The 26,614-nt window shown below is 66.9% G+C and carries 24 protein-coding genes; 1 reads left to right on the top strand and 23 read right to left on the bottom strand.

Features of this window, described 5'->3' with window-relative positions:
- Window positions 1-43: 43 nt before the first annotated feature.
- The 5 genes from urtE to urtA form a co-directional block, all read right to left on the bottom strand.
- Window positions 44-736 carry an urea ABC transporter ATP-binding subunit UrtE gene (urtE, locus tag ACKI2N_RS06750; RefSeq protein WP_420992676.1) on the bottom strand — a complete coding sequence of 231 codons (693 nt, stop codon included), beginning with the start codon at window positions 734-736 and terminating at the stop codon, window positions 44-46.
- 2 nt (window positions 737-738) lie between these two features.
- Entirely contained in the window at window positions 739-1,587 is an 849-nt protein-coding gene (gene urtD / locus ACKI2N_RS06745) for an urea ABC transporter ATP-binding protein UrtD (RefSeq protein ID WP_420992677.1), read from the bottom strand.
- Window positions 1,584-2,831 (bottom strand): urea ABC transporter permease subunit UrtC, encoded by a 1,248-nt coding sequence (urtC, locus tag ACKI2N_RS06740; RefSeq protein ID WP_420992911.1) that lies wholly within the window; start codon window positions 2,829-2,831, stop codon window positions 1,584-1,586. The genes urtD and urtC overlap by 4 nt, the downstream gene beginning before the upstream one ends.
- Entirely contained in the window at window positions 2,831-4,465 is a 1,635-nt protein-coding gene (gene urtB, locus ACKI2N_RS06735; protein WP_420992678.1) for an urea ABC transporter permease subunit UrtB, read from the bottom strand. Before urtB ends, urtC begins: the two co-directional genes overlap by 1 nt.
- A gap of 244 nt (window positions 4,466-4,709) precedes the next feature.
- Window positions 4,710-5,975, bottom strand: coding sequence for an urea ABC transporter substrate-binding protein (gene urtA, locus ACKI2N_RS06730; protein WP_420992679.1), 1,266 nt, complete (start codon window positions 5,973-5,975; stop codon window positions 4,710-4,712).
- A gap of 433 nt (window positions 5,976-6,408) precedes the next feature.
- Here urtA and ACKI2N_RS06725 point away from each other — a divergent pair, with 433 nt between their 5' ends.
- Window positions 6,409-7,710, top strand: a complete 1,302-nt coding sequence (locus ACKI2N_RS06725; RefSeq protein WP_420992680.1) for an MFS transporter — start codon at window positions 6,409-6,411, stop codon at window positions 7,708-7,710.
- Between the two features lie 89 nt (window positions 7,711-7,799).
- Here ACKI2N_RS06725 and ACKI2N_RS06720 read toward each other — a convergent pair whose 3' ends face one another.
- The 18 genes from ACKI2N_RS06720 to ACKI2N_RS06635 form a co-directional block, all read right to left on the bottom strand.
- A complete protein-coding gene (locus ACKI2N_RS06720) occupies window positions 7,800-8,279 on the bottom strand; it encodes a MaoC family dehydratase (protein ID WP_420992681.1) in 480 nt (159 codons plus the stop codon).
- 101 nt (window positions 8,280-8,380) lie between these two features.
- Window positions 8,381-8,830, bottom strand: a complete 450-nt coding sequence (locus tag ACKI2N_RS06715) for a MaoC family dehydratase (protein ID WP_420992682.1) — start codon at window positions 8,828-8,830, stop codon at window positions 8,381-8,383.
- A gap of 110 nt (window positions 8,831-8,940) precedes the next feature.
- Window positions 8,941-10,059 (bottom strand): acyl-CoA dehydrogenase family protein, encoded by a 1,119-nt coding sequence (locus tag ACKI2N_RS06710; RefSeq protein WP_420992683.1) that lies wholly within the window; start codon window positions 10,057-10,059, stop codon window positions 8,941-8,943.
- Between the two features lie 13 nt (window positions 10,060-10,072).
- Complete coding sequence (locus ACKI2N_RS06705; RefSeq protein WP_420992684.1) at window positions 10,073-11,275, bottom strand: acyl-CoA dehydrogenase family protein; 1,203 nt, start codon at window positions 11,273-11,275, stop codon at window positions 10,073-10,075.
- A 94-nt stretch (window positions 11,276-11,369) separates the two neighbouring features.
- Entirely contained in the window at window positions 11,370-11,822 is a 453-nt protein-coding gene (locus ACKI2N_RS06700; protein WP_420992685.1) for a DUF1178 family protein, read from the bottom strand.
- A 195-nt stretch (window positions 11,823-12,017) separates the two neighbouring features.
- A complete protein-coding gene (locus ACKI2N_RS06695; RefSeq protein WP_420992686.1) occupies window positions 12,018-12,680 on the bottom strand; it encodes an NUDIX domain-containing protein in 663 nt (220 codons plus the stop codon).
- Between the two features lie 51 nt (window positions 12,681-12,731).
- Window positions 12,732-13,040: a DUF2818 family protein gene (locus ACKI2N_RS06690; RefSeq protein ID WP_420992687.1), complete on the bottom strand. Its 309-nt coding sequence runs from the start codon at window positions 13,038-13,040 to the stop codon at window positions 12,732-12,734.
- A gap of 19 nt (window positions 13,041-13,059) precedes the next feature.
- A complete protein-coding gene (nuoN, locus tag ACKI2N_RS06685) occupies window positions 13,060-14,535 on the bottom strand; it encodes an NADH-quinone oxidoreductase subunit NuoN (RefSeq protein WP_420992688.1) in 1,476 nt (491 codons plus the stop codon).
- An 18-nt stretch (window positions 14,536-14,553) separates the two neighbouring features.
- Entirely contained in the window at window positions 14,554-16,020 is a 1,467-nt protein-coding gene (locus tag ACKI2N_RS06680; RefSeq protein ID WP_420992689.1) for an NADH-quinone oxidoreductase subunit M, read from the bottom strand.
- A 13-nt stretch (window positions 16,021-16,033) separates the two neighbouring features.
- Entirely contained in the window at window positions 16,034-18,151 is a 2,118-nt protein-coding gene (gene nuoL / locus ACKI2N_RS06675; RefSeq protein WP_420992690.1) for an NADH-quinone oxidoreductase subunit L, read from the bottom strand.
- Between the two features lie 59 nt (window positions 18,152-18,210).
- On the bottom strand, window positions 18,211-18,516 hold the full coding sequence (gene nuoK, locus ACKI2N_RS06670; RefSeq protein ID WP_006156828.1) for an NADH-quinone oxidoreductase subunit NuoK: 306 nt from the start codon (window positions 18,514-18,516) through the stop codon (window positions 18,211-18,213).
- Between the two features lie 16 nt (window positions 18,517-18,532).
- Window positions 18,533-19,168 (bottom strand): NADH-quinone oxidoreductase subunit J, encoded by a 636-nt coding sequence (locus tag ACKI2N_RS06665; RefSeq protein ID WP_420992691.1) that lies wholly within the window; start codon window positions 19,166-19,168, stop codon window positions 18,533-18,535.
- A gap of 159 nt (window positions 19,169-19,327) precedes the next feature.
- Complete coding sequence (nuoI, locus tag ACKI2N_RS06660; RefSeq protein ID WP_420992692.1) at window positions 19,328-19,819, bottom strand: NADH-quinone oxidoreductase subunit NuoI; 492 nt, start codon at window positions 19,817-19,819, stop codon at window positions 19,328-19,330.
- A gap of 65 nt (window positions 19,820-19,884) precedes the next feature.
- Window positions 19,885-20,949 (bottom strand): NADH-quinone oxidoreductase subunit NuoH, encoded by a 1,065-nt coding sequence (nuoH, locus tag ACKI2N_RS06655; protein WP_420992693.1) that lies wholly within the window; start codon window positions 20,947-20,949, stop codon window positions 19,885-19,887.
- A gap of 18 nt (window positions 20,950-20,967) precedes the next feature.
- Window positions 20,968-23,343, bottom strand: a complete 2,376-nt coding sequence (gene nuoG, locus ACKI2N_RS06650; protein WP_420992694.1) for an NADH-quinone oxidoreductase subunit NuoG — start codon at window positions 23,341-23,343, stop codon at window positions 20,968-20,970.
- A 12-nt stretch (window positions 23,344-23,355) separates the two neighbouring features.
- The gene (nuoF, locus tag ACKI2N_RS06645; RefSeq protein WP_420992695.1) at window positions 23,356-24,651 is read right to left on the bottom strand and encodes an NADH-quinone oxidoreductase subunit NuoF; all 1,296 of its coding nucleotides are present in this window, start codon (window positions 24,649-24,651) and stop codon (window positions 23,356-23,358) included.
- A 1-nt stretch (window position 24,652) separates the two neighbouring features.
- Window positions 24,653-25,153, bottom strand: a complete 501-nt coding sequence (gene nuoE, locus ACKI2N_RS06640) for an NADH-quinone oxidoreductase subunit NuoE (RefSeq protein ID WP_420992696.1) — start codon at window positions 25,151-25,153, stop codon at window positions 24,653-24,655.
- Between the two features lie 203 nt (window positions 25,154-25,356).
- Window positions 25,357-26,610 carry an NADH-quinone oxidoreductase subunit D gene (locus ACKI2N_RS06635; protein WP_420992697.1) on the bottom strand — a complete coding sequence of 418 codons (1,254 nt, stop codon included), beginning with the start codon at window positions 26,608-26,610 and terminating at the stop codon, window positions 25,357-25,359.
- Window positions 26,611-26,614 lie beyond the last annotated feature (4 nt).

Genomic DNA, 26,614 nt, shown 5'->3' with positions numbered 1-26,614 from the left:
GGGCCGGCTGGAAGTGGCATCGCGCGGCGGCCGCGCGCGCTTCTCACACCGCGATCAGCTCCCGCACGCCGTCTTCCTCCATGCGCGCGCCCTCGCCCCTGGCCACCACTTCGCCGCGGCTCATCACCACGTAGTGGTCGGCCAGGTGGCGGGCGAATTCGTAGTACTGCTCCACCAGCAGCACGGTCATGCCGAACTCGTCCACCAGCAGCCGCAGCGCGCGGCCGATGTCCTGGATGATCGACGGCTGGATGCCTTCGGTGGGCTCGTCCAGGATCAGCAGTCCCGGCTCGCTCATCAGCGCGCGGCCGATGGCGAGTTGCTGCTGCTGCCCGCCGGACAGGTCGCCGCCGCGGCGCGCGCGCATGCTGCGCAGCACCGGGAACAACTGGTAGATGCGGTCCGGCACGCCGCTCGGGCGCTTGCGGCTGGCCGCGCCGATCAGCAGGTTTTCTTCCACGGTGAGGCGCGGGAAGATCTCGCGGCCCTGCGGCACATAGGCCAGGCCGGAGGCCACGCGCTCGTAGGGCGGCTTCTTCTCCAGCGCGTGGCCCGCCCAGCTGATGCTGCCGCTCCTGGTCGGCACCACGCCCATCAGGCATTTGAGCAGCGTGCTCTTGCCCACGCCGTTGCGGCCCAGCAGCGTGGTCAGCTTGCCTTGCGGCACCTCGAAGCTGACATTGCGCAGGATGTGGCTGCCGCCGTAGAACTGGTTCAGTGCGTTGACCTGCAGCATGGTTATCTTCCCAGGTAGGATTCGATCACGCGTTCGTCGCGCTTGACCGCGTCGAGCGTGCCTTCGGCCAGCAGGCTGCCCTCGGCCAGCACGGTCACGGTGCCGGTGGCGCCCGCCAGCGCGGCGACGAACTCCATGTCGTGCTCCACCACCATCATCGAGCAGGTGCCGCGCAGGCTGTTGAGCAGCGCGGCGAGCTGCATGGTTTCCTCGTCGGTCATGCCGGCCACCGGCTCGTCGAGCAGCAGCAGCTGCGGCTGCTGCATCAGCAGCATGCCGATCTCCAGGCGCTGCTTCTGCCCGTGCGAGAGCAGCCCCGCGGGACGGTAGGCCTCGTCCTCCAGCCCGGTCAGCGCCAGCGTTTCCTCGATGCGGCGGTGGCCGTGCGCGTCCAGGCGCGCGCGCAGCGACGACCACCAGCGCTTGTCGGCCTTCATCGCCAGCTCCAGGTTCTCCCACACTTCGTGCTGCTCGAACACGGTGGGCTTCTGGAACTTGCGGCCGATGCCGGTCTGCGCGATCTTGGGCTCGGTCATGCGCATCAGGTCGATGCTCTGGCCGAGGAACACGCGCCCGCTCACGTTGGCGTTGCGCGGCCCGGTCTTGCCGGTGATCACGTCCATCATGGTGGTCTTGCCGGCGCCGTTGGGGCCGATCACGCAGCGCAGCTCGCCATGGTCGATCGACAGCGTGAGCTGGTTGAGCGCGCGAAAGCCGTCGAACTGCACGGTGACGTCTTCCAGGTAGAGGATGGGCCCGTGCGAGACGTCGATGACGCCGGGCTCGAGCACGCGGCCGAGGCCGGTGGCGTCGCCGCTTTCCGCCTGCTGGGTTCCGAGTGCCGCGTTCATGCGTCGCCTCCGCTGCGGGTGGCGCCGGCCGGCGTCGCCTCGCTTGCATTCGATTGGGTGACAATGGGCGAAGCGCCCGCCGAAGCCGCGCCCTGCGACGGCTGCCGCCGCGCCGGCTCGCCGCGCAGCCGCTTGAGCAGGCCGATCACGCCGTCCGGCAGGTACAGGGTGACCAGCACGAACATGGCGCCCAGCAGGAACAGCCAGTATTCGGCGAAGTACGCCGTGAACATGGTCTTGGCGCCGTTGACGAGGAACGCGCCGATGACCGGGCCGATCAGCGTGCCGCGCCCGCCCACGGCCACCCACACCGCCATCTCGATGGAATTGGCCGGCGACATCTCGCCCGGGTTGATGATGCCCACCTGCGGCACGTAGAGCGCGCCGGCGATGCCGCACAGCACCGCCGAGAAGGTCCACACGAACAGCTTGTAGCCGAGCGGGTTGTAGCCCGAGAACATCACGCGCATCTCGGCGTCGCGCACCGCCGTCACCACCCGGCCCAGCTTGGAGGTGACGATGTAGCGGCAGGCGATGAAGCCGGCCAGCAGCGCGGCGAAGGTCAGCACGAACAGCGCGGTGCGCGTGTGCGGCGCGGCCACCGCGAAGCCGGCGATGCGCTTGAAGTCGGTAAAGCCGTTGTTGCCGCCGAAGCCGGTCTCGTTGCGGAAGAACAGCAGCATGGCCGCATAAGTCATGGCCTGCGTGATGATCGACAGGTACACGCCCTTGATGCGCGAGCGGAACGCGAAGAAACCGAACAGCCACGCCAGCACGCCCGGCACCAGCACCACCAGCAGCAACGCGTAGCCGAGGTGCCCGGTGCCGTGCCAGAACCACGGCAGCTCCTTCCAGTCCAGGAACACCATGAAGTCGGGCAGGTCGCTCTTGTACACGCCTTCGCGGCCGATGGAGCGCATCAGGTACATGCCCATGGCGTAGCCGCCGAGCGCAAAGAACAGGCCGTGGCCGAGGCTGAGGATGCCGCAGTAGCCCCACACCAGGTCCAGCGCGATCGCGGCCAGCGCAAAGCACATGATCTTGCCGACCAGCGTGAGCACATAGGCCGACATGTGCAACGGATGGCCTTCGGGCAGCAGCAGCGCGCACACCGGCACGCCGACGGCGGCGATCAGCGCGAGCACCACCAGCGCCGCCCAGCCGCGCCGCGTAAACAGCGGCTGGCGCGCCGGCACGGCCAGCCGGAAGCCGCCCGCGGATGGATTGCTTGTCGATGTCTGCATCATGCCTCCGCGCTGCGCCCTTTGAGCGCGAACAGTCCCTGCGGGCGCTTCTGGATGAAGAGCACGATCAGCACCAGGACGAAGATCTTGGCGAGCACCGCGCCGTAGAACGGCTCGATGAACTTGTTGACGAGGCCCAGGCCGAAGGCGCCGATGATGGTGCCGGCCAGCTGGCCCACCCCGCCCAGCACCACCACCATGAACGAATCGATGATGTAGGCTTGGCCGAGGTCCGGCCCGACATTGCCGATCTGCGACAGCGCGCAGCCGCCCAGCCCGGCGATGCCCGCGCCGAACGCGAACGCGTAGCTGTCCACCTTCCACGTGCGCACGCCCACGCAGGCCGCCATGGTGCGGTTCTGGGTGGTGGCGCGCACGAACAGGCCGAGCCGCGTGCGGTTGAGCACGCCCCACGCCACCGCCACCACGGCCAGCGCGAACACGATGATGACCATGCGGTTGTAGGGCAGCACCAGCCCCGGCAGCCATTCGATGCCGCCGCTCATCCACGACGGGTTGGCCACTTCCACGTTCTGCGCGCCGAACAGCGTGCGCACCGCCTGCATCAGCAGCAGGCTCACGCCGAAGGTGGCCAGCAGCGTCTCCAGCGGGCGCCCGTAGAGATGGCGCAGCACCAGCCGCTCGAGCACGAAGCCGACGATGGCAGAAGCAAGGAACGACGCGGGCAACGCGGCCAGCAGGTACCAGTCGAAGGCGCCGGCGAAGTGCGCGCGGAACACGCCCTGCACCATATAGGTGGCATAGGCGCCGATCATGAGGAATTCGCCGTGCGCCATGTTGATGACGCCGATCAGGCCGTAGGTGATGGCCAGCCCGAGTGCCGCCAGCAGCAGCACGCTGCCCAGGCTCAGGCCGGCGAACAGGTTGCCGATCAGCTCGGCGCGGCGCTGGTCGCCGCGCAGCGCGTCGAGCGCCTGCTGGGCGGCGCCGCGCAGCTCGGCGTCGGGTTCGCGGTAGTTGCCGGCGGCGTCCTTTTCCACCAGCGGCTGCAGCTTCTGGCGGCTTTGCGGGTTGCTGTCGCGGCCCAGGATGCGGATCGCCTCGAGGCGGTCGTTGCGGTTGCCCTCGGCCAGCACGATATTGGCCCAGATCACGTCGAGCTTGGCGCGCAGGCCGGCGTCGGCCTCGGCCTTGCGCGCGGCCTCCACGGTCTCGCGCGAGGCGCTGCCGGGCTGGTCCAGCAGCGTATTGACGGCCTGCGCGCGCACCGTGGCGTCGGGCGACTGCAGCAGCATGCTGCTCGCGGCGCTGTCCACCAGCGCGCGCAGGCTGTTGTTGAGCGTGAGCGATTCGAGCTCGTCGGCCTTCACGGTCACGGGCTTGCCGGTGATCGCGTCGACGGTCTTGTCGCCGTCCTGGCGCACCATGCCGACCGACGGCGCGTATTGCAGCGCGTCGTCCTGCAGTGCCTTGAGGATGGGGCCGGCCTGTTCCGGCGGCGCCTTGGCCAGCGCGCTCAGCGCGGCGGTCTTGGCGTCGAAGTCGTCTTCGGCCAGCGGCTTGAGGTCGGCCTGCGTGAGCGGCGCGGCCCACAGCGGCGCCGCGGCCAGCAGCAGCGCGGCCAGCATGGCGCGCAGCCAGGGCAAGGCGGAGAAGGAAAAGGATCGGTGCATAGGAGCCGGCGGAGTCCTGGTAGCGCGTTGGATCGCGTCTTGGTGTTCTGGATGGATGCGGCGCAAGCGGTGGACCCACCCGCTGTTTCGCCCCCTGGAGTCCCCGGGGGCGGAGGGGCGGAAAGAGGGCCGGCCATGCCGGCTGGCAGCGGCCGGCGGCAGCCGGCGTCGCATGCCCTCTCCCGCGGCCCTCCCCGCGCGGGAGAGGGCGCAGGCCCTGGCAGGCGGGCAGCCCGGAAGCGGCTTACATCACCTTGTCCGGCTTGCCTTCGTTGCCCGCGATGAACGGGCTCCACGGTTGCGCGCGGATCGCCTTCGGCGTCTTCCACACCACCGTGAACTGGCCGTCGCCCTTGACTTCGCCGATCATCACCGGCTTGTACAGGTGGTGGTTCTCGCCCATGGTCAGCGTGAAGCCGTCCGGGGCCTTGAAGGTCTGGCCGTACATGGCGGCACGCACCTTGTCCGGATCGGTGGTGCCGGCCTTCTTCACGGCCTGCGCCCACATGTGGATGCCCACGTAGGTGGCTTCCATCGGGTCGTTGGTCACGCGCTTGTCGCCGCCCGGCAGGTTGTTGGCCTTGACCCAGGCCGCCCACTGCTTCTTGAAGGCATCGTTCTCGGGATTCTTGACCGACATGAAGTAGTTCCACGCGGCCAGGTGGCCGACCAGCGGCTTGGTGTCGATGCCGCGCAGTTCTTCCTCGCCCACGGAGAAGGCCACCACCGGCACGTCCTTGGCCTTCAGGCCGGCGTTGCCGAGCTCCTTGTAGAACGGCACGTTGGAGTCGCCGTTGATGGTGGAGATCACCGCGGTCTTGCCGCCTTGCGAGAACTTCTTGATGTTGGCGACGATGGTCTGGTAGTCGCTGTGGCCGAACGGCGTGTAGACCTCTTCGATGTCCTTGTCCGCCACGCCCTTGCTCTTGAGGAAGGCGCGCAGGATCTTGTTGGTGGTGCGCGGGTAGACGTAGTCGGTGCCCAGCAGGAAGAAGCGCTTGGCGCCGCCGCCCTCCTTGCTCATCAGGTATTCGACCGCGGGGATGGCTTGCTGGTTGGGGGCCGCGCCGGTGTAGAAGACGTTCTTCGACATCTCCTCGCCTTCGTACTGCACCGGGTAGAACAGCAGCGCGTTCAGTTCCTCGTAGACCGGCAGCACCGACTTGCGCGACACCGAGGTCCAGCAGCCGAACGTGACGGCGACCTTGTCGTTGGTGATCAGCTGGCGCGCCTTCTCGGCGAACAGCGGCCAGTTGGAGGCGGGATCCACCACCACCGGCTCGAGCTTGCGGCCGAGCACGCCGCCGCTCTTGTTGATCTCGTCGATGGTCATCAGCGCCACGTCCTTGAGCGACGTTTCGGAAATGGCCATGGTGCCGGACAACGAATGCAGGATGCCGACCTTGATCGGTTCCTTGGACTGCGCCATCGCCAGCGGGCTGACGCCAGCGGTTGCAACCAGCGCCGCGGCGGCTACCGCCGACAGCTTCAGCATGTCACGTCGTTTCATTGCAGCTCCCAGATTGTCTCGTGTTTGATAAGGAACAACGCACCCCAAGTAACGTATCTGCAACTAACATGCCATGGCTTGCGCGCCCGTGGAGCGAGTCCGGGCCTGCCTCCGGTGGCGGCGAAAAGCCCTGCGCACCAGCAATGTGCGGGATGTATGCGCACCATTCCGGTGCACGTCGGCAGGCCGACTCAGATTGGGGCATGCGCGGCGGCGTGCGCTGCCGGACTGGTGCGCGGCAGCGCTTGCGCGCGGTGGCCGGGACCGGTGGCCGCCATGCTGCGCCGTGACTTGTCCGAATCCGGAAACGGCACTATGGTGGCCCGGCGTTTCTTGCCGCCGGGCCGGCGCGCCATCCTCGTCGCAGGCGGCGCCCCCCCTTCGATACGCGCGCGGCCGCGCCGCGCGCACCTCTGCGCCACCGGCCATGCCCATGAACCATCCCTCGTCGTACCAGCCGCGCCAGGCCTGGGCCATGGCAGCGATGCTGACCTGGCTCGCGCTGATCAATTTCCTCGACAAGATCGTGCTGGGCATGGTCGCCGTGCCGATGATGGCGGACCTGAAGCTGTCGCCGGCTGAGTTCGGCATGGTCGCCAGCAGCTTTTTCTGGCTGTTCGCGCTAGCCACCGTGCTGGTGGGCTTTCTCTCCAACCGCGTCGCCACGCGCTGGCTGCTGCTGGGCATGGGGGTGGCGTGGGCGGTGCTGCAGGTGCCGATGGCGCTGGCCGGCTCGGCCATGACCATCCTGGCCTGCCGCATGCTGCTGGGCGCGGCCGAGGGGCCGGCCTTCCCGATTTCCGTGCACGCGCTCTACAAATGGTTTCCCGACCACCAGCGCAACCTGCCGGTGGCGGTGGTGAACCAGGGCGCCACGGTAGGGCTGCTGGTGGCGGGCCTGGCGATTCCGCTGGTGACGCAGCACTGGGGCTGGCGCGCCAACTTCGTGGTGCTGGGCGCGGTCGGCGCCGCGTGGAGCGCGCTGTGGCTGTGGTTGGGCCGCGAAGGACCGCTGACGCAGGCACACACGCGGCATGCGGGCGCCGGCGCGAGCGCGGCGCGGCTGCCCTACCGCCGCATCTTCCGCGACCCGACCGTGCTGTCGTGCATGGTGCTGAATTTCTGCGCCTACTGGGCGCTGGCGCTCGCGCTGACGTGGCTGCCGGCCTGGCTGGAGCAGGGGCTGGGCTTCAGCCCGGTGGCCACGGGCCGCTGGTACGCGGTGATCGTGGTGGCGGCCATGCCGACCACGCTGGTGCTGAGCTGGCTGTCGCAGCGCCTGCTGCGCAACGGCGCCTCGTCGCGGCTGGCGCGCGGCGCGCTGATCTCGGTGGCGGCGCTGGCCGGCGGCGTCATGTACCTGGTGATCGAATCGGCCACGCTGTCGCCGGTGGCCAAGACACTGCTGCTCGCGGTGGCCGGCGCGCTGCCGCCGGTGGCCTATGCGCTCTCCCCCGCCATGCTGGCGCAGGTCGTGCCGCAAGCGCAGCGCGGCAGCGTGCTGGCCATCCACACCGCGGTCATCTCGATGGCGGGCGTCGTCGCGCCGGCGGTGGTGGGACAACTGGTGCAGCGCCACGGCATGAGCGGCGGCTTCGACGCGGGCCTGACCATCAATGCACTGCTGTTGCTGGCCAGCGGCGCGATGGGCCTGCTGTGGATGAACCCCGAGCGCTCGGCCACGGCCCTGGCGGCGGCCGCGCGGGAAATGGGGCCGGCGCGCTCGCCGGCGTGAGGCGCGCGCCGGGCGCGGCAGGCGCTCCCGGCCGGTGCCCTGAGCCGGCACCCTGCGCCGGCGCCGCAAACCGGCGCCGAGAATCCGTGCTACGAGTAGCGCCGCGTGATCGACTCCGCCACGCACACGGGCCGCTCGCTGCCTTCGCGCTCGACGGTGACTTCCCAGATCGACTGGGCGCCGACCAGCGCGGGCGCGCTGGGCAGCGGCTCGAGGCGCTCCACCGACAGCAGCTTCACGCGCGCGCGCAGGCGGCTGCCGACCGGCACCGGCGCGGTGAAGCGCACGCGGTTCAGGCCGTAGTTCACGCCCATCTTCACGCCGGGCATGTCCAGCGCGTTGTGCAGGAACGCCGGCAGCAGCGACAGCGTCAGGAAACCGTGCGCCACCGGGCCGCCGAACGGCGATTCGCGGCGCGCGCGTTCCACGTCCACGTGGATCCATTGATGATCGCCGGTGGCTTCGGCGAACTGGTTGACCTGCTGCTGGGTGACCTCGATCCAGTCGCTGACGGCCACTTCCTGGCCTTGCAGGCTTTCCAGTTCTTCGAGCGAAGCGATGGTACGCATGGTGTCTCCTTGTTGTTGTCGCGAGGGTGGCGGGGGTGGCGAAGGTGGCCGCGGCGGGCGCCGCCAGATGATGCCCTGATGCGCGCGGGCTGGCAACGGCCTCAGGCCGGGCGGCGGCCGTACATGCCCATGCCCTTGACCGTGCAGACCAGTTCGCCGCGCTGGTTGGTGGCCTCCCACTGCGTGTGGACCACGCCGCGGTCCGGCTTGGACGTGGACGCGCGCGCGTCGAGCACCACCAGCGACACGCTCAGCGTATCGCCGGCGTAGACCGGCTTGAGCCAGCGGATCTCGTCCACGCCGGGCGAGCCCATGCTGGCGGACTTGGAGGTCATGTTGTCCACCAGCAGGCGCATCATGACCGAGCAGGTCATCCAGCCGCTCGAGATGAGGCCCTTGTAGATGCTGTTCTGCGCCGCTTCCTTGTCGATATGGAAGGGCTGGGGATCGTACTGGCGCGCGAAGGCGAGGATCTCTTCCTCGGTCACCAGGTGGGAGCCGAGGTCGCGCTTGCTGCCGACGGTGAAGTCTTCGAAATACAGGGAAGGCATGATGGTCCCTCTATGGTGCGGTGGCGCGGCCGTGCGGCGATGCCGCGGTGGCAGCGGAATGAAAAAAAACCGCGCCTGGACTGCGGCGCGGTTTCTGTCATGTTCCCGGATCAGGCGGTTTCCAGGAAACCGGGCTGTGTCGCAAAGCGGCCCAGGTGATGATCGACGTCGCCGAAGGTGGTGTTGATCAGCGTCAGCCGCTTGAACATGTGCGCGGCCGGCAGTTCGTCGGTCACGCCCATGCCGCCGTGGATCTGCACCGCTTCCTGGCCGACCGAGCGGGCGGCCTGGCCGACGCGCGCCTTGGCGGCCGACGCCAGGCGGCGGCGCTCGGCGGGGCTGGCCTCGTCGAACTTGGCGGCCGCCAGCAGCGTGATCGAGCGCGACTGCTCGGCGTGGATGAACATCTCCACCATGCGGTGCTGCAGCGCCTGGAAGCGCGCGATGGGCTGGCCGAACTGCTGGCGCGTCTTGGCGTATTCCAGCGTGGCGGCGTTGAGCGCGTCGATCACGCCGACCGCTTCCGCGCACAACAGCACGGCGGCGTAGTCGGCCACCTGCTCGATGATCTCCCAGGCCGCGCCGGCGGTGCCCAGCAGTTCGCCCTGCGCATCCTTGAAGGTGATATCGGCGGCGCGCAGGTTGTCGATGGTGCGGTAGTCGGTGATGCTGACGCCGGCGGCCTTCGGGTCGACCAGGAACAGCGAGATGCCGCTGGTGTCGGCATCGGCGCCGGCGCTGCGGGCCGAGACGACGAGCTTGCCGGCCTGCGCGCCGTGGAGGACCACGGTCTTGCGGCCATTGAGCTTGCCGTCCCCGGCGGTGACGCGCACGTCGTTGAGCGCGTAGCGGGCGTGCGGCTCGTTGAAGGCCACGGCCAGCTTCAGCTCGCCGCCGGCCACCTGCTCCAGCAGCGCGTCCTGGCCGCCTGCCAGCTTGAGCGCGTAGGCGCCGACCACGGTGGCGAAGTACGGTTCCACCACCAGGCCGCGGCCCAGTTCCTGCTGCACCACCATCATGTCGACGGCGGTGCCGGAGAAACCGCCCTGCGCCTCGGGCACCGGCAGCGCGGTCAGGCCGAGCTCGACCAGCGCGCCCCAGGCCGCGTCGCCGTGGCCGCTGGCGGACTTGATGCCCTTCTTGCGGGTCTCGAAGTCGTAGCTCTTGTCGATGAAGCGGTGGATGGCATCGGCCAGTTGCTTCTGCTCGTCGCTGAGATTGAAGTTCATATCGCGTGTCTCCTCACAGCCCCAGGATCATCTGGCTGATGATGTTCTTCTGAATTTCGTTGGACCCGCCGTAGATGGAGGTCTTGCGATAGTTGAAGTAGTAGGCGGCCAGCGGCGCGGCATCGTCGTAGCCGGTGACGGCGTGGTCGTGCTCGCATTCCAGGTAGGCCGTGTCGAACGGCTGCGCGTAGGGGCCCACGGCCTCCACCATCAGCTCGGTCAGCATCTGCTGGATCTCGGTGCCCTTGATCTTGAGCATCGAGGCCTCGGGGCCGGGGCCCTTGCCGGCGCTCTCGCTCGACACCACGCGCAGCACGGTCAGCTCCAGCGCCATCAGCTCGATCTCCAGCGCGGCGACCTTGGCGCCGAACAGCGGGTCTTCGAGCAGCGGGCGGCCGTTCTTCTGCTGCTGCCTGGCCACCCGCTTGAGGAAGCCGAGCTCGCGCTTGGAATTGCCCACGCGGGCGATGCCGGTGCGCTCGTGGCCGAGCAGGTACTTGGCGTAGGTCCAGCCGCGGTTCTCTTCGCCCACGCGGTTTTCCACCGGCACCTGCACGTTGTCGAAGAACACCTCGTTCACTTCATGCTCTTCGTCGAGCATGATGATCGGGCGCACGGTGATGCCCGGGGTCTTCATGTCGATCAGCAGGAAGGAGATGCCTTCCTGCTTCTTGGCTTCGGGATCGGTGCGCACCAGGCAGAAGATCATGTCGGCGTGCTGGCCGAGCGTGGTCCAGGTCTTCTGGCCGTTGACGATGTAGTGCTTGCCGTCGGCGCTCCGCTCGGCGCGGGTCTTGAGCGAGGCCAGGTCGGAGCCCGAGCCTGGCTCGGAATAGCCCTGGCACCACCAGTCGGTGCAGTCGAGGATGCGCGGCAGGTAATACTGCTTCTGCGCTTCGCTGCCGTACTTCATGATCACGGGCGCGACCATCGCCACGCCGAAGGGCAGCACGCCGGGCGCGCCGACGCGGGCATTTTCCTCGTCCCAGATATGGCGCTGGGTGGCGTTCCAGCCGGTGCCGCCGTACTGCACGGGCCAGTGCGGCGCGGACCAGCCGCGGCCCGCCAGCAGCTTGTGCCAGCGCACCAGGTCGTCGCGGCTCGGGCGGCGGTGGTTGAGAATCTTGCTGCTGATGTCGGCCGGCAGATTGGCCTCCAGCCAGCCGCGCACTTCCGCGCGGAAGGCATCGTCGGCCGCCGAGTAGTTGAGATCCATGCCCGTCTCCAGTGATGCCGGTGTGAGACCGGCAAATTGTTCTAGCTAGCGCGTCATGCGCCGGCAAGACACTGCCGCGGGCACAGGACGCTATTCAGTGAGCCGTCTGCTTGAGCGCATCCGGCACCACGAGCTGGAAGGTATCGATGCCCTCTTCGGCAAGCGCCTGCACTTCGTCCGGGGATGCCGTGCCGCGGATGCCGCGTTCCGGTGCCTCGTCGTAATGCATGCGCCTGGCCTCCTCGGCAAAGCGCTCGCCCACGTCCTCCGTCTGCGCCAGCACCTGCTTCACCGCCTTCATGTACAGCGACTGCAGTGTCACGGGAGCCGCGGCCGGGGCCTTCGCCCCGGCCGGCCTGCCGGCCGGCGCGGCGGCCGCGCCGGACAGGTTCAGGCGCGGCGCGCTGGGCAGCCGGGTGATGGCATGGTCGGCGCAGATCGGGCATTGGACGAGTTTCTGCGAAATCTGCGCCTGCGCATCGTCCTCCGAAGCGAACCAGCCCTCGAAACGATGGTCTTGCGCACAGCGCAGGTCGAGCACCTTCATGATGTTTCCAGCCCGTCGAAAGCTATAGTATCCGCGAAACGGAATTTTGTGAACGGTCGTGCTAATTTTTTTGCGGCCCCGCGCCGCCGGCTTGCCGCAACTGCTTCGCGCAACGGGGAAACCGGGGCATGGCCGCGCCTGCACGGCTAAGGAATGGGATTCTACGCGCATGCCCGGCGCCTTGCCGGGCATGGCTCAGCGCGGGCCCGGCAGGGTCTGCTCGCCGGGCTGCCAGGCCCCGGAGATCACTTTTTCGAGCCAGAACGCGCCGATGATGGTCTTGACGTCGGTGATGCGCCCGCCGCGCACCCAGTCGATGACCTGCCCCGCCGGCGCGATGAAGGTCTCGAGGAACTCGCCATCGTCGAGCTCGGCCGCGCCCGCCGCCAGATCGCGCGCGAGGAAGATGTCGATGAACTCGGTGGAGTAGGAGATGACCGGGTGGATGCGCGTGAGGTAGTCCCAGCGCCGCGCGCTGTAGCCGGTTTCCTCGCGCAGCTCGCGCTCGCCGCAGCGCTGCGCGCCTTCCTCGGGATCGAGCTTGCCGGCCGGGAATTCGAGCATCACCTCGCCGACCGGATAGCGGAACTGCCGCTCCATCAGCACGGTGCCGTCGTCGAACAGCGGGATCATCATCACCGCGCCCGGATGCAGCACGTACTCGCGCCCGGCGTGCTTGCCGTCCGGCAGCCGGACGATGTCCTGCTTGAGCGTGAGGAATTTGCCCTGGTGCAGCGTGGCGGAGGCCACGCAGGTTTCCCTGAGGGCGAGATCGTTGCCGGCGGCGAGGTCGCCGTGGCCGGTATCGGCATCGGCGGCGGCGGCGGCGGCCGCGGCCGTATCCGTCTGGTCGCTCATGAAAGCTCCGGGTCCGGGCGCGGCCGGCCGGGCGCCTTCACTGCCCGGGCCTCAGGCCGCGCGATGTTTGACGAGGTATTGCCAGGTGAAGCCCGGGAAGGCGAACACCAGCATCATGCAGGCGGTGATGGCGTAGAACTGCCAGCCCTGCGGAAAGGCGTTGCCGAGGCCCGCCTCCACCGCGAAGCCGGCCAGGCCGGCGCACACGTACCACGTGATCAGCTCGGCCAGCCTGATCCACAGCGGCTTCCTGGCGAAGCGCAGCGACACCAGCACGAACAGGCGCTGGTTGACGAACGGCAGGTTGGCACAGACAAATGCCAGCAAGATGACAAACCAGCCTGCCGCCGACGAGCTCATATGCCTGCGCCGCCCTGCTTCACGAAGCCAGCGTGGCGCGGATGGCCTGGTAGCACAGGTTCATCAGCGCGGACGGGAACAGGCCCAGGGCGATGATGACCGCGCCGTTCAGGCTCAGCATCGAGCGCAGGCCGAACGACGACTCCAGCTTACGCTCGTCGGCCGGCGCGTCGAAGTACATCAGCTTGACCACGCGCAGGTAGTAGAACGCGCCGATCAGCGAGAACAGCACCGCCACCACGGCCAGCCAGGTCATGCCGCTCTTGACCACCGCTTCCAGCACGGCCAGCTTGGCGTAGAAGCCCATGGTCGGCGGGATGCCGGCCAGCGAGAACATCATCACCAGCATCAGCAGCGCGTACCACGGGTTCTTGCGCGACAGGCCCTTGAGGTCGTCCAGGGTCTCGGCTTCGAAGTCCTTGCCGGCGCGCAGCAGCACGATGCCGAAGGTGCCCAGCGTGGTCAGCACGTAGGTCGCGGCGTAGAACATCGACGCGCCGTAGGCGCCGGCGGCGCCCTCGGCACTGCCGCCGGCCACGCCGGACAGCATGCCCAGCAGCAGGAAGCCCATGTGCGAAATGGTGGAGTACGCCAGCATCCGCTTCAGGTTGGTCTGCACGATGGCGGTCAGGTTGCCGATCGCCAGCGAAGCGACGGCCAGCACGACCAGCATCGTCTGCCAGTCCACCGCCAGCGGCAGCAGGCCTTCGACCAGCAGGCGCAGCGCCATGGCGAACGCGGCCAGTTTCGGCGCGCCCGCGATCAGCAGCGTCACCGCGGTCGGCGAGCCCTGGTAGATGTCCGGGATCCACATGTGGAACGGCGCGGCGCCCATCTTGAAGGCGATGCCCGCCACCAGGAACACCACGCCGAAGGCCAGCATGGTGGTATTCACGCGGCCCGACTCCACCACGCGGAACACTTCGCCCAGGTTCAGCGAGCCGGTGGCGCCGTACAGCATGGACATGCCGTACAGCAGGAAGCCGGAGGCCAGCGCGCCCAGCACGAAGTACTTGATGGCCGATTCGGACGTCACGCGGTTGTCGCGGCGCAGGGCCACCAGCGCGTACGAGGCCAGCGACAGCAGCTCCAGGCCCAGGTACAGGGTCAGGAAGTTGTTGCCGGTGATCATCACGATCTGCCCGCCCAGCGTGAACAGCGCGAGCATGTAGAACTCACCGCTGTACATCTCGCGGTCTGCCAGGTAGCCGCGGGTATAGACCAGCGTGATGAACAGCGCGGCCGAGCAGAAGGCCGACAGCACGTTGGCCATCGGGTCCACCACCACCAGGTTGGCGAAGGCGTAGTGCGTGTCGCCGGCGGCGGCGTTGAGGCCGAACCACACGGTCAGCACGAGCGTGATCAGCAGCGACAGCGGATACGCCAGGCTCGCGCGCTTGCTGCCGCGGGCCAGGTCGATCCAGTTGACCGCGGCAATCGAGATCGCCAGGAAAATGATTGGCGCCACAGGTGCCAGTGTCGAGGACGGTTGCATGTTTGTTTCTCTCCCCGATTACAGCTTCGACTGCGCCACGTGCGACAGCAGGTTCACCACGGAAGCGTGCATGACATCGGTGAAGGGTTTCGGATACAGGCCCATGTACAGGGTCATGATCGCCAGCAGGCCGAGCATGAAGAACTCGCGCTTGTTCAGGTCGATCAGCTCGGCCACGTGCTTGTGCACCACGTCGCCGAAGATTACGCGCTTGACCATCCACAGCGAATAGGCGGCACCCAGGATCAGCGCGGTGGCCGCCAGCAGGCCGATCCAGAAATTGAACTTGACCGCGCCCAGGATCACCATGAACTCGCCGACGAAACCCGAGGTGGCCGGCAGCCCGCAGTTGGCCATGGCGAAGAACACCGACAGCGCGGCGAACTTCGGCATGACGTTCACCACGCCGCCGTAGTCGGCGATCTGGCGCGAGTGCACGCGGTCATACAGCACGCCGATGCACAGGAACATGGCGCCCGAGATGAAGCCGTGCGAGATCATCTGGACGATGCCGCCTTCCATGCCGATCTCGTTGAAGATGAAGAAGCCGAGCGTGACGAAACCCATGTGGGCGATCGACGAGTACGCCACCAGCTTTTTCATGTCGGCCTGCACCAGCGCCACCAGGCCGATGTAGATCACCGCGATCAGCGAGATCGTGATGATGAACGCCGCCAGGCTGTGGCTCGCGTCGGGCGCGATCGGCAGCGAGAACCGCAGGAAGCCGTAGGCGCCCAGCTTCAGCATGATGGCGGCCAGCACCACCGAGCCGCCGGTCGGCGCTTCCACGTGGGCATCGGGCAGCCAGGTGTGCACCGGCCACATCGGCACCTTGACCGCGAAGGCCAGGAAGAAGGCGATGAACAGGCCGATCTGCTCGTTCATGGTCAGCTTGGCCTGGTGCCATTCGAGGATGTCGAAGGTACCGGTCTTGCTGTACAGGTACAGCAGCGCGACCAGCGTCAGCAGCGAGCCGAGCAGCGTGTAGAGGAAGAACTTGAAGGCCGCGTACACCCGGTTCGGGCCGCCCCACACGCCGATGATGATGTACATCGGGATCAGGGTGGCCTCGAAGAACACGTAGAACAGCATGCCGTTGAGCGCGCTGAACACGCCGACCATCAGGCCGGACAGGATCAGGAACGAGGCCATGTACTCGGCCACGCGCTCGGTGATCACCTCCCAGGCCGAGATCACCACGATCACCGTGATGAAGGCGGTCAGCACCACGAACCACATCGAGATGCCGTCGACCCCCAGGTGGTAGTTGATGTTGAAGCGCTCGATCCATGTCGACTTCTCGACGAACTGCATGGCAGCCGTGGAGCGGTCGAAGTGGAAGACCAGGGGCAGCGTGACGATGAAGCTGAGGACCGAGCCGAACAGCGCCATCCAGCGCACGTAACAGCGACTGCGGTCGGACCCGGAGGCAAGGACTAGCAAGCCAAAGAAGATCGGCAGCCAGATAGCGAAAGACAGAACCATTTTCTTGTTTTCCTTACTTGGCGCCCACCGTGGCGAACGAGGTGCCGAACACCGTCAGCGACAGCAGCACCAGCATGCCCAGGATCATGGCGAATGCGTAGTGGTAGATGTAGCCGGACTGCAGGTAGCGGCTGACCGATGCGAACCATCCCACCACGCGCGCCGCGCCGTTGACCACCAGGCCGTCGATCAGGCCCTGGTCGCCGCCCTTCCACAGGCCGGTGCCCAGCAGGCGCGCGCCGCGCGCGAACACGGCCTCGTTGATGGCGTCCATGTAGTACTTGTTGTCGAGCAGCGTGTACAGGCCCGAGCAGCGCTGCTTGATCGCGGCGGGGATGTCCGGGCGCTTCATGTAGAAGAACCACGACAGCACCACGCCCGCGATGGCCAGCCACAGCACCGGCGTGGTCAGCGAATGCAGGCCCATCGCCACCCAGCCGTGGAACGCTTCGGCCAGCTCTTCCATCGCGTGGTGGTTCTCGCCGACGTAGATCACGTTCTTGAAGGCCACGCCGTTCTTGAAGAAGTCGCCGAACAGCATCGGGCCGATGGCGATCGCGCCGATCACCACCGAGGGGATGGCCAGCATCACCAGCGGCAGCGTCACCACCCACGGCGACTCGTGCGGCTTCTGACCCGGGGCCAGGCCGTGATGCTCGTCGTGGTGGGCATCGTCGTCGGCATGGTGCGCATCGTGGTCGTCATGGCCGTGCGCGTGGTGGGCGTCGTGCGCCTTGCCGAAACGCTCTTCGCCGTGGAACACCAGGAAGTACATGCGGAACGAGTAGAACGCCGTGACGAACACGCCGGCCAGCACCGAGAAGTAAGCGAAGCCGGAGCCCGCGATATGCGATTCCGCCACGGCCTCGATGATCGAGTCCTTGGAGTAGAAGCCCGCGAAGAACGGCGTGCCGATCAGCGCCAGCGAACCCACCAGCGAGGTGATCCAGGTGATCGGCATGTACTTGCGCAGGCCGCCCATGTTGCGGATGTCCTGGTCGTGGTGCATGCCGATGATGACCGAGCCGGCCGCCAGGAACAGCAGCGCCTTGAAGAACGCGTGGGTCATCAGGTGGAACACCGCCACCGAGTAGGCCGAGGCGCCCAGCGCGACGGTCATGTAGCCGAGCTGCGACAGCGTGGAGTAGGCCACCACGCGCTTGATGTCGTTCTGGATGATGCCCAGGAAGCCCATGAACAGCGCGGTGATGGCGCCGATCACCAGCACGAAGGACAGCGCGGTGTCGGACAGCTCGAACAGCGGCGACATGCGCGCGACCATGAAGATGCCGGCCGTCACCATGGTGGCGGCGTGGATCAGCGCGGAGATCGGGGTCGGGCCTTCCATCGAGTCGGGCAGCCACACGTGCAGCGGGAACTGGGCCGACTTGCCCATCGCGCCGATGAACAGGCAGATGCAGGCCACCGTGATCATCATCCAGTCGGTGCCCGGGAACAGGATCGTGGCGAGCTGGTCGCGCGCGGCGAACACGTCGGTGTAGTTCATGCTGCCGCTGTAGGCCAGCAGCAGGCCGATGCCGAGGATGAAGCCGAAGTCGCCGACGCGGTTGACCAGGAAGGCCTTCAGGTTGGCGAAGATCGCCGTCGGCCGGGTGTACCAGAAGCCGATCAGCAGGTACGACACCAGGCCCACCGCTTCCCAGCCGAAGAACAGCTGGAGGAAGTTGTTGCTCATGACCAGCATGAGCATCGAGAAGGTGAACAGCGAGATATAGGCGAAGAAGCGGTTGTAGCCGGGGTCTTCCGCCATGTAGCCGACGGTGTAGATGTGCACCATCAGCGAGACGAAGGTCACCACCACCATCATCATCGCGGTGAGCGAATCGACCAGGAAGCCCACTTCCATCTTGAGGCTGCCGATCGTCATCCACTCGTACACGGTGGCGTTGAAGCTCGCGCCGTTCAACACGTCCATCAGCACGATGATCGACAGCAGGCAGGAAATCGCCACGCCGAGGATCGTCACGGTGTGGGCCAGCGTGCGGCCGGCGCGCGTCTCCGAGGAGAACGTGCTGAAGAACTTGGTGCCGAACAGGCCGGCGATGGCTGCACCGGCTAGCGGTGCGAGCGGGATCGCCAGTAGCAGGTTGGGGTCGAGCGTGGTTGCCATAGGACGCTTAGTGGTGTGCGGTCGGATTGCGGTCTTGATTCATGACGTGGCGATGCGGATCAGCCCTTGAGGGTGTCCATGTCGTCCACGTTGATCGTGTCCAGGTTGCGGAACAGCACGACCAGGATTGCCAGACCGATTGCCGACTCGGCCGCAGCCACCGTGAGGATGAAGAAAACGAAAACCTGGCCAGCCAGGTCGCCCAGGTAGTGCGAGAAGGCGACGAAGTTCATGTTGACCGCAAGCAGCATCAGCTCGATCGCCATCAGCAGCACGATCACGTTCTTGCGGTTCAGGAAAATACCAACGATGCTGATGGCGAAAAGGATCGCACCGAGCACGAGGAAGTGGGCAAGAGATAGCACAGCGTTTCTCCGGGCTTCAGTTCTTGTTGGCGGTAGCGGCGGCGTCTTGCGCCTTGGCTTCCGTCGGCATCGAGACCAGGCGCACGCGGTCCTGGCGGCGGGTGCGCAGCTGCTCGCCCACGTCTTGTGCCTTGTTGTCCTTGCGGCGGCGCAGCGTCAGCGCGACGGCGGCGATGATCGCCACCAGCAGGATGATGCCGGCCACTTCGAAGGCGTAGATGTAGTCGGTGTAGATCAGCTTGCCGAGCGCCGCGGTGTTCGAGTAGTCCGGGCTCTGCGCCACGCTGTTCAGCGGCGTGGTGGTGCCGATGAAGTTGCGCACCAGCACGGTGGCCATCTCGGCGATGATCAGCGCGCCGACCACCGAGGCCAGCGGCACGTAGGTCCAGAAGTCCCGCCGCAGGTGCTCGATGTCGATGTCGATCATCATCACCACGAACAGGAACAGCACCATCACGGCGCCCACGTACACCAGCACCAGCAGGATGGCGAGGAATTCGGCCTTCAGCAGCATCCAGATCGCGGCGGCCGTGAAGAACGACAGCACGAGGAACAGTGCGGAGTGCACGGGGTTCTTCGCGGTGATGACTTTCAGTGCGGAGAGCACCAGCACCAGCGCAAAGACATAGAAGATGGTGGTCGTGAGTTCCATGGTTCCTGTCGGATCCTCTTTGAGCCTTCCGGCACAAGCCGCCTCCGGCGGCCTGCCCTTGCGGCATCCTTTTCGTCGACCCCCTGGGGGGCCAGATTCACTATTCGTTGGCAGCGCCGGCCAGACTCGGCCGGCGCGCCCTGTAATGCGCCGCCTGGCTCAGCGGTACTTGGCGTCCGCGGCCTTGGCCGCGGCGATCTGCGGTTCGTAGCGGTCGCCCACGGCCAGCAGCAGGTCCTTGGTGAAGTACAGGTCGCCGCGCTTCTCGCCGTGGTATTCGAGGATGTGCGTCTCGACGATGGCGTCGACCGGGCAGGCCTCTTCGCAGAAGCCGCAGAAGATGCACTTGGTCAGGTCGATGTCGTAGCGCGTGGTGCGGCGGGTGCCGTCGGCGCGCGCGTCGGACTCGATGGTGATGGCCAGCGCGGGGCAGACCGCCTCGCACAGCTTGCAGGCGATGCAGCGCTCTTCGCCGTTGGGATAGCGGCGCAGCGCGTGCAGGCCGCGGAAACGCGGCGAGATCGGCGTTTTCTCTTCGGGAAACTGGACCGTGACCTTGCGGGCGAAGAGATAGCGCCCGGTCAGAGCCATGCCCTTGAAGAGTTCCTTCAGGAGCAGGCTGTTGAAGAAGTCCTTGATGGCGAGCAGCATGACGATTGCTTCCTAGTGATTCCGCAGGGCGCCGCCGGGGGCGGCGGCGCACCTGCCCTGGCCGTTCAATGCCAGATATTCCAAGGCGACCGGATCCAGATCGCGACGATGATCAGCCAGCCCACCGTGAGCGGGATGAAGACCTTCCAGCCCAGGCGCATGATCTGGTCATAGCGGTAGCGCGGGAACGAGGCGCGCAGCCAGATGAAGACCGACAGCAGCAGGAACACCTTGATCAGCAGCCAGAAGAAGCCCGGGATCGCATCGGTGATGAAGCTCGAGAACGGCGGCGCCCAGCCTCCCAGGAACATCAGCGAGGTCATCGTGGAGATGATGATCATGTTGATGTACTCGGCCAGGAAGAACAGCGCGAAGGCCATGCCCGAATACTCGATCATGTGGCCGGCCACGATTTCCGATTCGCCTTCCACCACGTCGAACGGGTGGCGGTTGGTTTCGGCCACGCCGGAGATGAAGTACACCCCGAACATCGGCAGCAGCGGCAGCCAGTTCCAGGACAGGATGTTGATCCCCAGGCCGGCGAAGTAGCCGGTGTTCTGCGTGGTGACGATGGCCGACAGGTTCAGGCTGCCCGACACCATCAGCACCGTCACCAGGGCGAAGCCCATGGCGATTTCATACGACACCATCTGCGCCGCGGCGCGCATGGCGCCGATGAAGGCGTACTTGGAGTTCGAGGCCCAGCCGGCCAGGATCACGCCGTACACGCCGACCGAGCTGATCGCCATCACGTACAGCAGGCCGGCGTTGACGTTGGCCATCACCGCCTCGGCCTGGAACGGGATCACCGCCCACACCGCCACGGCGGGCATCAGCACCATCAGCGGGGCAACCAGGTACATGCCCCGGCTGACCTGCGTGGGCATCATCACTTCCTTGAGCAGCAGCTTGAGCACGTCGGCGATCGGCTGCAGCAGGCCCAGCGGGCCGACCCGGTTCGGGCCGATGCGCACGTGCATCCAGCCGATCAGCTTGCGCTCCCACAGGATCAGGTAGGCCACGCACAACAGCAGCGGCACCACGATGAGCACGGCGCGAATCAGGATCCACAGCGGCGTCCAGGCGCCGCCGAAGAGATTCTGCCCTTGCGAGGTAATCCAGTCGATCATGTTTCTTTCTCGCTCTTCTTATGCCGTGGCCGCCGGCTCGGCCGCACCCTTCGCGGCGCTGGCCAGGTCGATGGCTTTCTCAACGGTGACGGTGCCGCTCGTGGCGTCCAGGCTGGCCGCGGCGACGGTGCCGGCGGACACCCGCACGGTGTTCGCGGGCAGCGCCGCTTCCAGCACTGCCGGCAGCACCACGCTGCCCTGCCCCTGCGTCACGCGCACCGGGTCGCCCGCCCGCACGCCGAGCGAGGCGAACAGGTCGGCCGACAGGCCGGCTTGCATGGCGCGGCGCGCGGCCGCGGTCAGCTGCAGCGAATCGGCGCGGCGCACGATCGGGTCGGCGTGGTAGATCGGCACGTCGGCGACGCGCTCGATGCCGCCGGCCGCCGCGCTCACGCGGATGGCTGCGTCGGTGGTGTTGTCCAGCTGCGCCGCGACCGGCCTGGCCAGCACTTCGTCGCGCACGTTTTCGGCGGTCTCGTAGTCGAAGCCCGGCACGTCCAGCAGGTTGCCCAGCACGCGCAGGACCTTCCAGGCCGGGCGCGCATCGCCGAGCGCGCGGACCACGCCGTTGAAGCTCTGCGGCAGGCCTTCGCAGTTCACGAAGGTGCCGGCGGTCTCGGTGTACGGCGTCACCGGCAGGATCACGTCGGCATACTGCAGCGCGGCTTCCGAGCGGAACGGCGACAGCACCACCACGGTACCGGCCTGGCCCAGCGCGGCCAGCGCCTGGCGCGGGTTGGCGGCGTCGAACTCGGGTTCGGTGTTGAGCAGCACGTAGGCGCGGCGCGGGGTGTCGAACATGGCCTGCGCGTTGGCGCCGCCGTTCTGCGGCAGCGCGCCGGCGATATGGCCGCCCACGGTGTTGGCGGCTTCGGTCAGGAAGCCCAGCGTGGCGCCGGTCTCGCTGGCGATCCACTGCGCCAGCGCGTGCAGCGTGGCGAATTGCGGATGGCGCACGGCCTCGTTGCCGAGGAACACGGCGCGGCGCTCGCCCGACAGCAGCGCGTCGGCGACCAGCCTGGCCTTGTCGTCGCCATCGAAGCCGTCGGTGCCGGCCGGAGCGGCCACGCCCTTGGCGGCGGCCACGGCGCGGGCCACGCCGGCCAGCGCGGCGGCCCAGGCCGACGGCGCGACGTCGATGCGCGCGGCCAGCGGCATCAGCAGGTCGTCGGCGTTGGCGCCGAGCACCGCCACGCGGGCACCCTTCTTGCCGGCCTGGCGCAGGCGCGCGGCCAGCAGCGGATGATCCTTGCGCAGGGCCGAGCCGATCACCAGCACGCGTTGCAGCGCGGAGACCTCGGCGATCGGCAGGCCCAGCCACGGCGCGCCCTTCACGGCGGCCGAGAAATCGGTCTGGCGCTGGCGGAAGTCGACGTTGTCGCTGCCCAGGCCGCGCACCAGCTTGGCCAGCAGGTGGAGTTCTTCCAGCGTGCTGTGCGGGCTGGCCAGCGCGGCGATCTGGTCGGCGCCGTGGTCGCGCTTGATGCCGGCCAGACCGTTGGCCACATATTCCAGCGCGGTCTGCCAGTCGGTTTCCATCCACTCGCCGCCCTGCTTGAGCAGCGGCTTGGTCAGGCGGTCGGCGCTGTTCAGGCCTTCGTACGAGAAGCGGTCCTTGTCGGACAGCCAGCACTCGTTGACGTCTTCGTTTTCCAGCGGCAGCACGCGCATCACGCGCTGGTTCTTGGTCTGCACCACCAGGTTGGCGCCCAGGCCGTCATGCGGCGACACCGACTTGCGGCGGGCCAGTTCCCAGGTGCGGGCCGAGTAGCGGAACGGCTTGCTGGTCAGCGCGCCGACCGGGCACAGGTCGATCATGTTGCCCGACAGTTCGGAGTCGACCGTCTGGCCGACGAACGTCGTGATCTCGGAGTGCTCGCCGCGGTTGAGCATGCCCAGCTCCATCACGCCGGCCACTTCCTGGCCGAAACGCACGCAGCGGGTGCAGTGGATGCAGCGCGTCATCTCCTCCATGGAGATCAGCGGGCCCACGCTCTTGTGGAACACCACGCGCTTTTCTTCCTTGTAGCGCGAGCCGGAGCCGCCGTAGCCGACGGCCAGATCCTGCAGCTGGCACTCGCCGCCCTGATCGCAGATCGGGCAGTCCAGCGGGTGGTTGATCAGCAGGAATTCCATCACCGACTTCTGGGCCTTGACCGCCTTCTCCGAATTGGTGAAGACCTTCATGCCCGCGGTGACGGGAGTGGCGCAGGCCGGCAGCGCCTTGGGCGCCTTTTCAACCTCGACCAGGCACATGCGGCAGTTCGCCGCGATGGACAATTTGCGGTGGTAGCAGAAGTGCGGGATGTAGGTGCCCAGCTTGCGGGCGGCTTCCATCACCAGGCTGCCTTCAGCAACCTCAACCTTCTTGCCGTCGATCTCGAGTTCAACCATGTTCTGCCACGCTTAAGAGTAGGCCGGAACCATGCACTGCTTGTGTTCGACGTGATATTCGAACTCTTTCCAGTAGTGCTTGAGCATGCCGCGGACCGGCATCGCTGCCGCATCGCCGAGCGCGCAGATGGTGCGGCCCATGATGTTTTCAGCGACGTTATTGAGCAGGTCCAGGTCTTCCTGGCGACCTTCCCCGTGTTCGATGCGATTCACCATGCGGTAGAGCCAGCCGGTGCCTTCGCGGCACGGCGTGCACTGTCCGCACGATTCTTCGAAGTAAAAGTACGACAGGCGCAGCAGCGAGCGGACCATGCAGCGCGTCTCGTCCATCACGATCACCGCGCCCGAGCCCAGCATCGAGCCGGCCTTGGCGATCGAGTCGTAATCCATGTCGGACGCCATCATCATGTCGCCCGGCACCACCGGCGCGGACGAGCCGCCCGGGATCACCGCCTTGATGCGCTTGCCGCCGCGCATGCCGCCGGCGAGCTCCAGCAGCGCCGAGAACGGCGTGCCCAGCGGGATCTCGTAGTTGCCGGGACGCTCGACGTCGCCGGACACCGAGAAGATCTTGGTGCCGCCGTTGTTCGGCTTGCCCATCTTCAGGTAGTTGTCCGGGCCGACGGCCAGCAGGAACGGCACCGCGGCGAACGTCTCGGTGTTGTTGATGGTGGTCGGCTTGCCGTACAGGCCGAAGCTGGCCGGGAACGGCGGCTTGAAGCGCGGCTGGCCTTTCTTGCCTTCCAGCGATTCGAGCAGCGCGGTTTCCTCGCCGCAGATGTAGGCGCCGTAGCCGTGGTGGGCATGCAACTGGAAGTTGAAGCCCGAGCCCAGGATGTCGTCGCCCAGGAAGCCGGCCGCGCGCGCCTCTTCGAGGGCTTGCTCGAAGATCCGGTATTCGTTCCAGATCTCGCCGTGGATGTAGTTGTAGCCCACGGTGATGCCCATCGCATACGCGCCGATGGCCATGCCTTCGATCAGCGCGTGCGGGTTGTAGCGGATGATGTCGCGGTCCTTGAAGGTACCGGGCTCGCCCTCGTCGGTGTTGCAGACCAGGTACTTCTGGCCCGGGAACTGGCGCGGCATGAAGCTCCACTTCAGGCCGGTGGGGAAGCCCGCGCCGCCGCGGCCGCGCAGGCCCGAGGCCTTGACGTCCGCGATCACCTGCTCGGGCGTGATCTTCTCGGTCAGGATGCGCTTGAGCTGCTGGTAGCCGCCGCGCTTGACGTAGTCTTCGAGGTGCCAGTTGCTGCCATCGAGGCCGGCCAGGATCAGCGGCTTGATGTGGCGGTCGTGCAGAGAGGTCATGTTACTTGTCCCCCGTGGCGGAGTCGGCGGCCTTCAGCTCGTCAACCAGTTGGTCCAGCTTCGCGTCGCTCATGAAGCTGCACATGCGCGTGTTGTTGACGATCATCACCGGCGCGTCGCCGCAGGCGCCCATGCACTCGCCTTCCTTGAGGGTGAAGGTGCCGCACGGGGTGGTTTCGTTGTAGTCGATGCCGAGCTTGCGCTTGAGATACTCGCCGGCCCGCTCGCCGCCCGACAGGGCGCACGGCAGGTTGGTGCAGACCGTCAGCTTGTACTTGCCGACCGGCTTGGTGTCGTACATGTTGTAGAAGGTCGCGACTTCCTCGACCCACACCGGAGGCATGTCGAGGTAGCTGGCGACGAACTGCATGACTTCCGGAGAGACCCAGCCCACTTCGCCCTGTGCCACGGCCAGCGCCGCCATCACGGCCGACTGCTTCTGGTCAGCCGGATACTTGGCGATCGCGCGATCGATTTCCTTGAGAGCTTCTGCTGATAGCATGGTCGTTGCTGTAATACGCCGAGTCATTTGCGTTCATGCCCGCCACATGGCGCGCATTGCGCAGGTTTGCAGCCGTCGCTGCCGTTGCGGCCCGCATGTCGAAGCATGCCTGGCCCACCGCGGGTTTCCCGTGGCCGGACGCGGGACTTGCCCGGATCCCTGCCAGGGGCGCCCGGATCGTCGTCCGGGGCCGGCGGCTCCTGTTAGCGGTCGATCTCGCCGAAGACGATGTCCTGCGTACCGATGATCGTTACCGCGTCTGCAATCATGTGGCCCTTGGCCATTTCGTCGAGGGCCGCCAGATGGGCAAAGCCGGGCGCCCGGATCTTCAGGCGGTACGGCTTGTTCGCACCGTCGGAGATCGCATAGATGCCGAACTCGCCCTTCGGGTGCTCCACCGCCGCGTAGGTCTCGCCCTCGGGCACGTGGATGCCTTCGGTGAAGAGCTTGAAATGGTGGATCAGCTCCTCCATGTTCGTCTTCATGTCCACGCGCGACGGCGGCGCCACCTTGTGGTTGTCGCTCATCACCGGGCCCGGATTGCGGCGCAGCCAGTCGATGCACTGCTTGATGATGTGGTTGGACTGGCGCATTTCTTCCACGCGCACCAGGTAGCGGGCATAGCAGTCGCCGCCCATGCCCACCGGCACCTGGAAGTCCATGCGGTCATACACTTCGTAGGGCTGCTTCTTGCGCAGGTCCCACTCGATGCCGGAGCCGCGCAGCATCGGGCCGGTAAAGCCCATCTGCAGCGCGCGCTCGGGACTCACCACGCCGATGCCGACCAGGCGCTGCTTCCAGATCCGGTTGTCCGTGAGCAGCGTCTCGTATTCGTCGACGTACTTCGGGAAGCGGTTGGTGAAGTCCTCGATGAAGTCCAGCAGCGAGCCCGAACGCGCTTCGTTCATGGCCTTGATGGCGCGCTCGTTGTGGATCTTCGACGCCTTGTATTGCGGCATCGTGTCGGGCAGGTCGCGGTACACGCCGCCCGGACGGTAGTAGGCCGCGTGCATGCGCGCGCCCGACACCGCCTCGTACATGTCGAACATGTCCTCGCGTTCGCGGAAGGCGTACAGGAACACCGCCATCGCGCCCACGTCCAGCGCATGCGCGCCGATCCACATCAGGTGGTTCAGCAGGCGCGTGATCTCGTCGAACATCACGCGGATGTATTGCGCGCGCAGCGGCACCTCGATGTCGAGCAGCTTCTCGATCGCCATCACGTAGGCGTGCTCGTTGACCATCATCGACACGTAGTCGAGGCGGTCCATGTAGGGCACGCTCTGGATCCAGGTCTTCTGCTCGGCCAGCTTCTCGGTGGCACGGTGCAGCAGGCCGATGTGCGGGTCGGCGCGCTGGATCACTTCGCCGTCGAGCTCGAGCACGAGGCGCAGCACGCCGTGCGCTGCCGGGTGCTGCGGGCCGAAGTTCAGGGTGTAGTTCTTGATGTCTGCCATTGCG

Origin of the sequence: Cupriavidus sp. 30B13 (assembly GCF_049059565.2) — a bacterium.
Classification (GTDB): Bacteria; Pseudomonadota; Gammaproteobacteria; order Burkholderiales; family Burkholderiaceae; genus Cupriavidus.
Note: the sequence above shows the minus strand (reverse complement) of the source record. Positions and strands in the feature narration are given on the sequence as shown.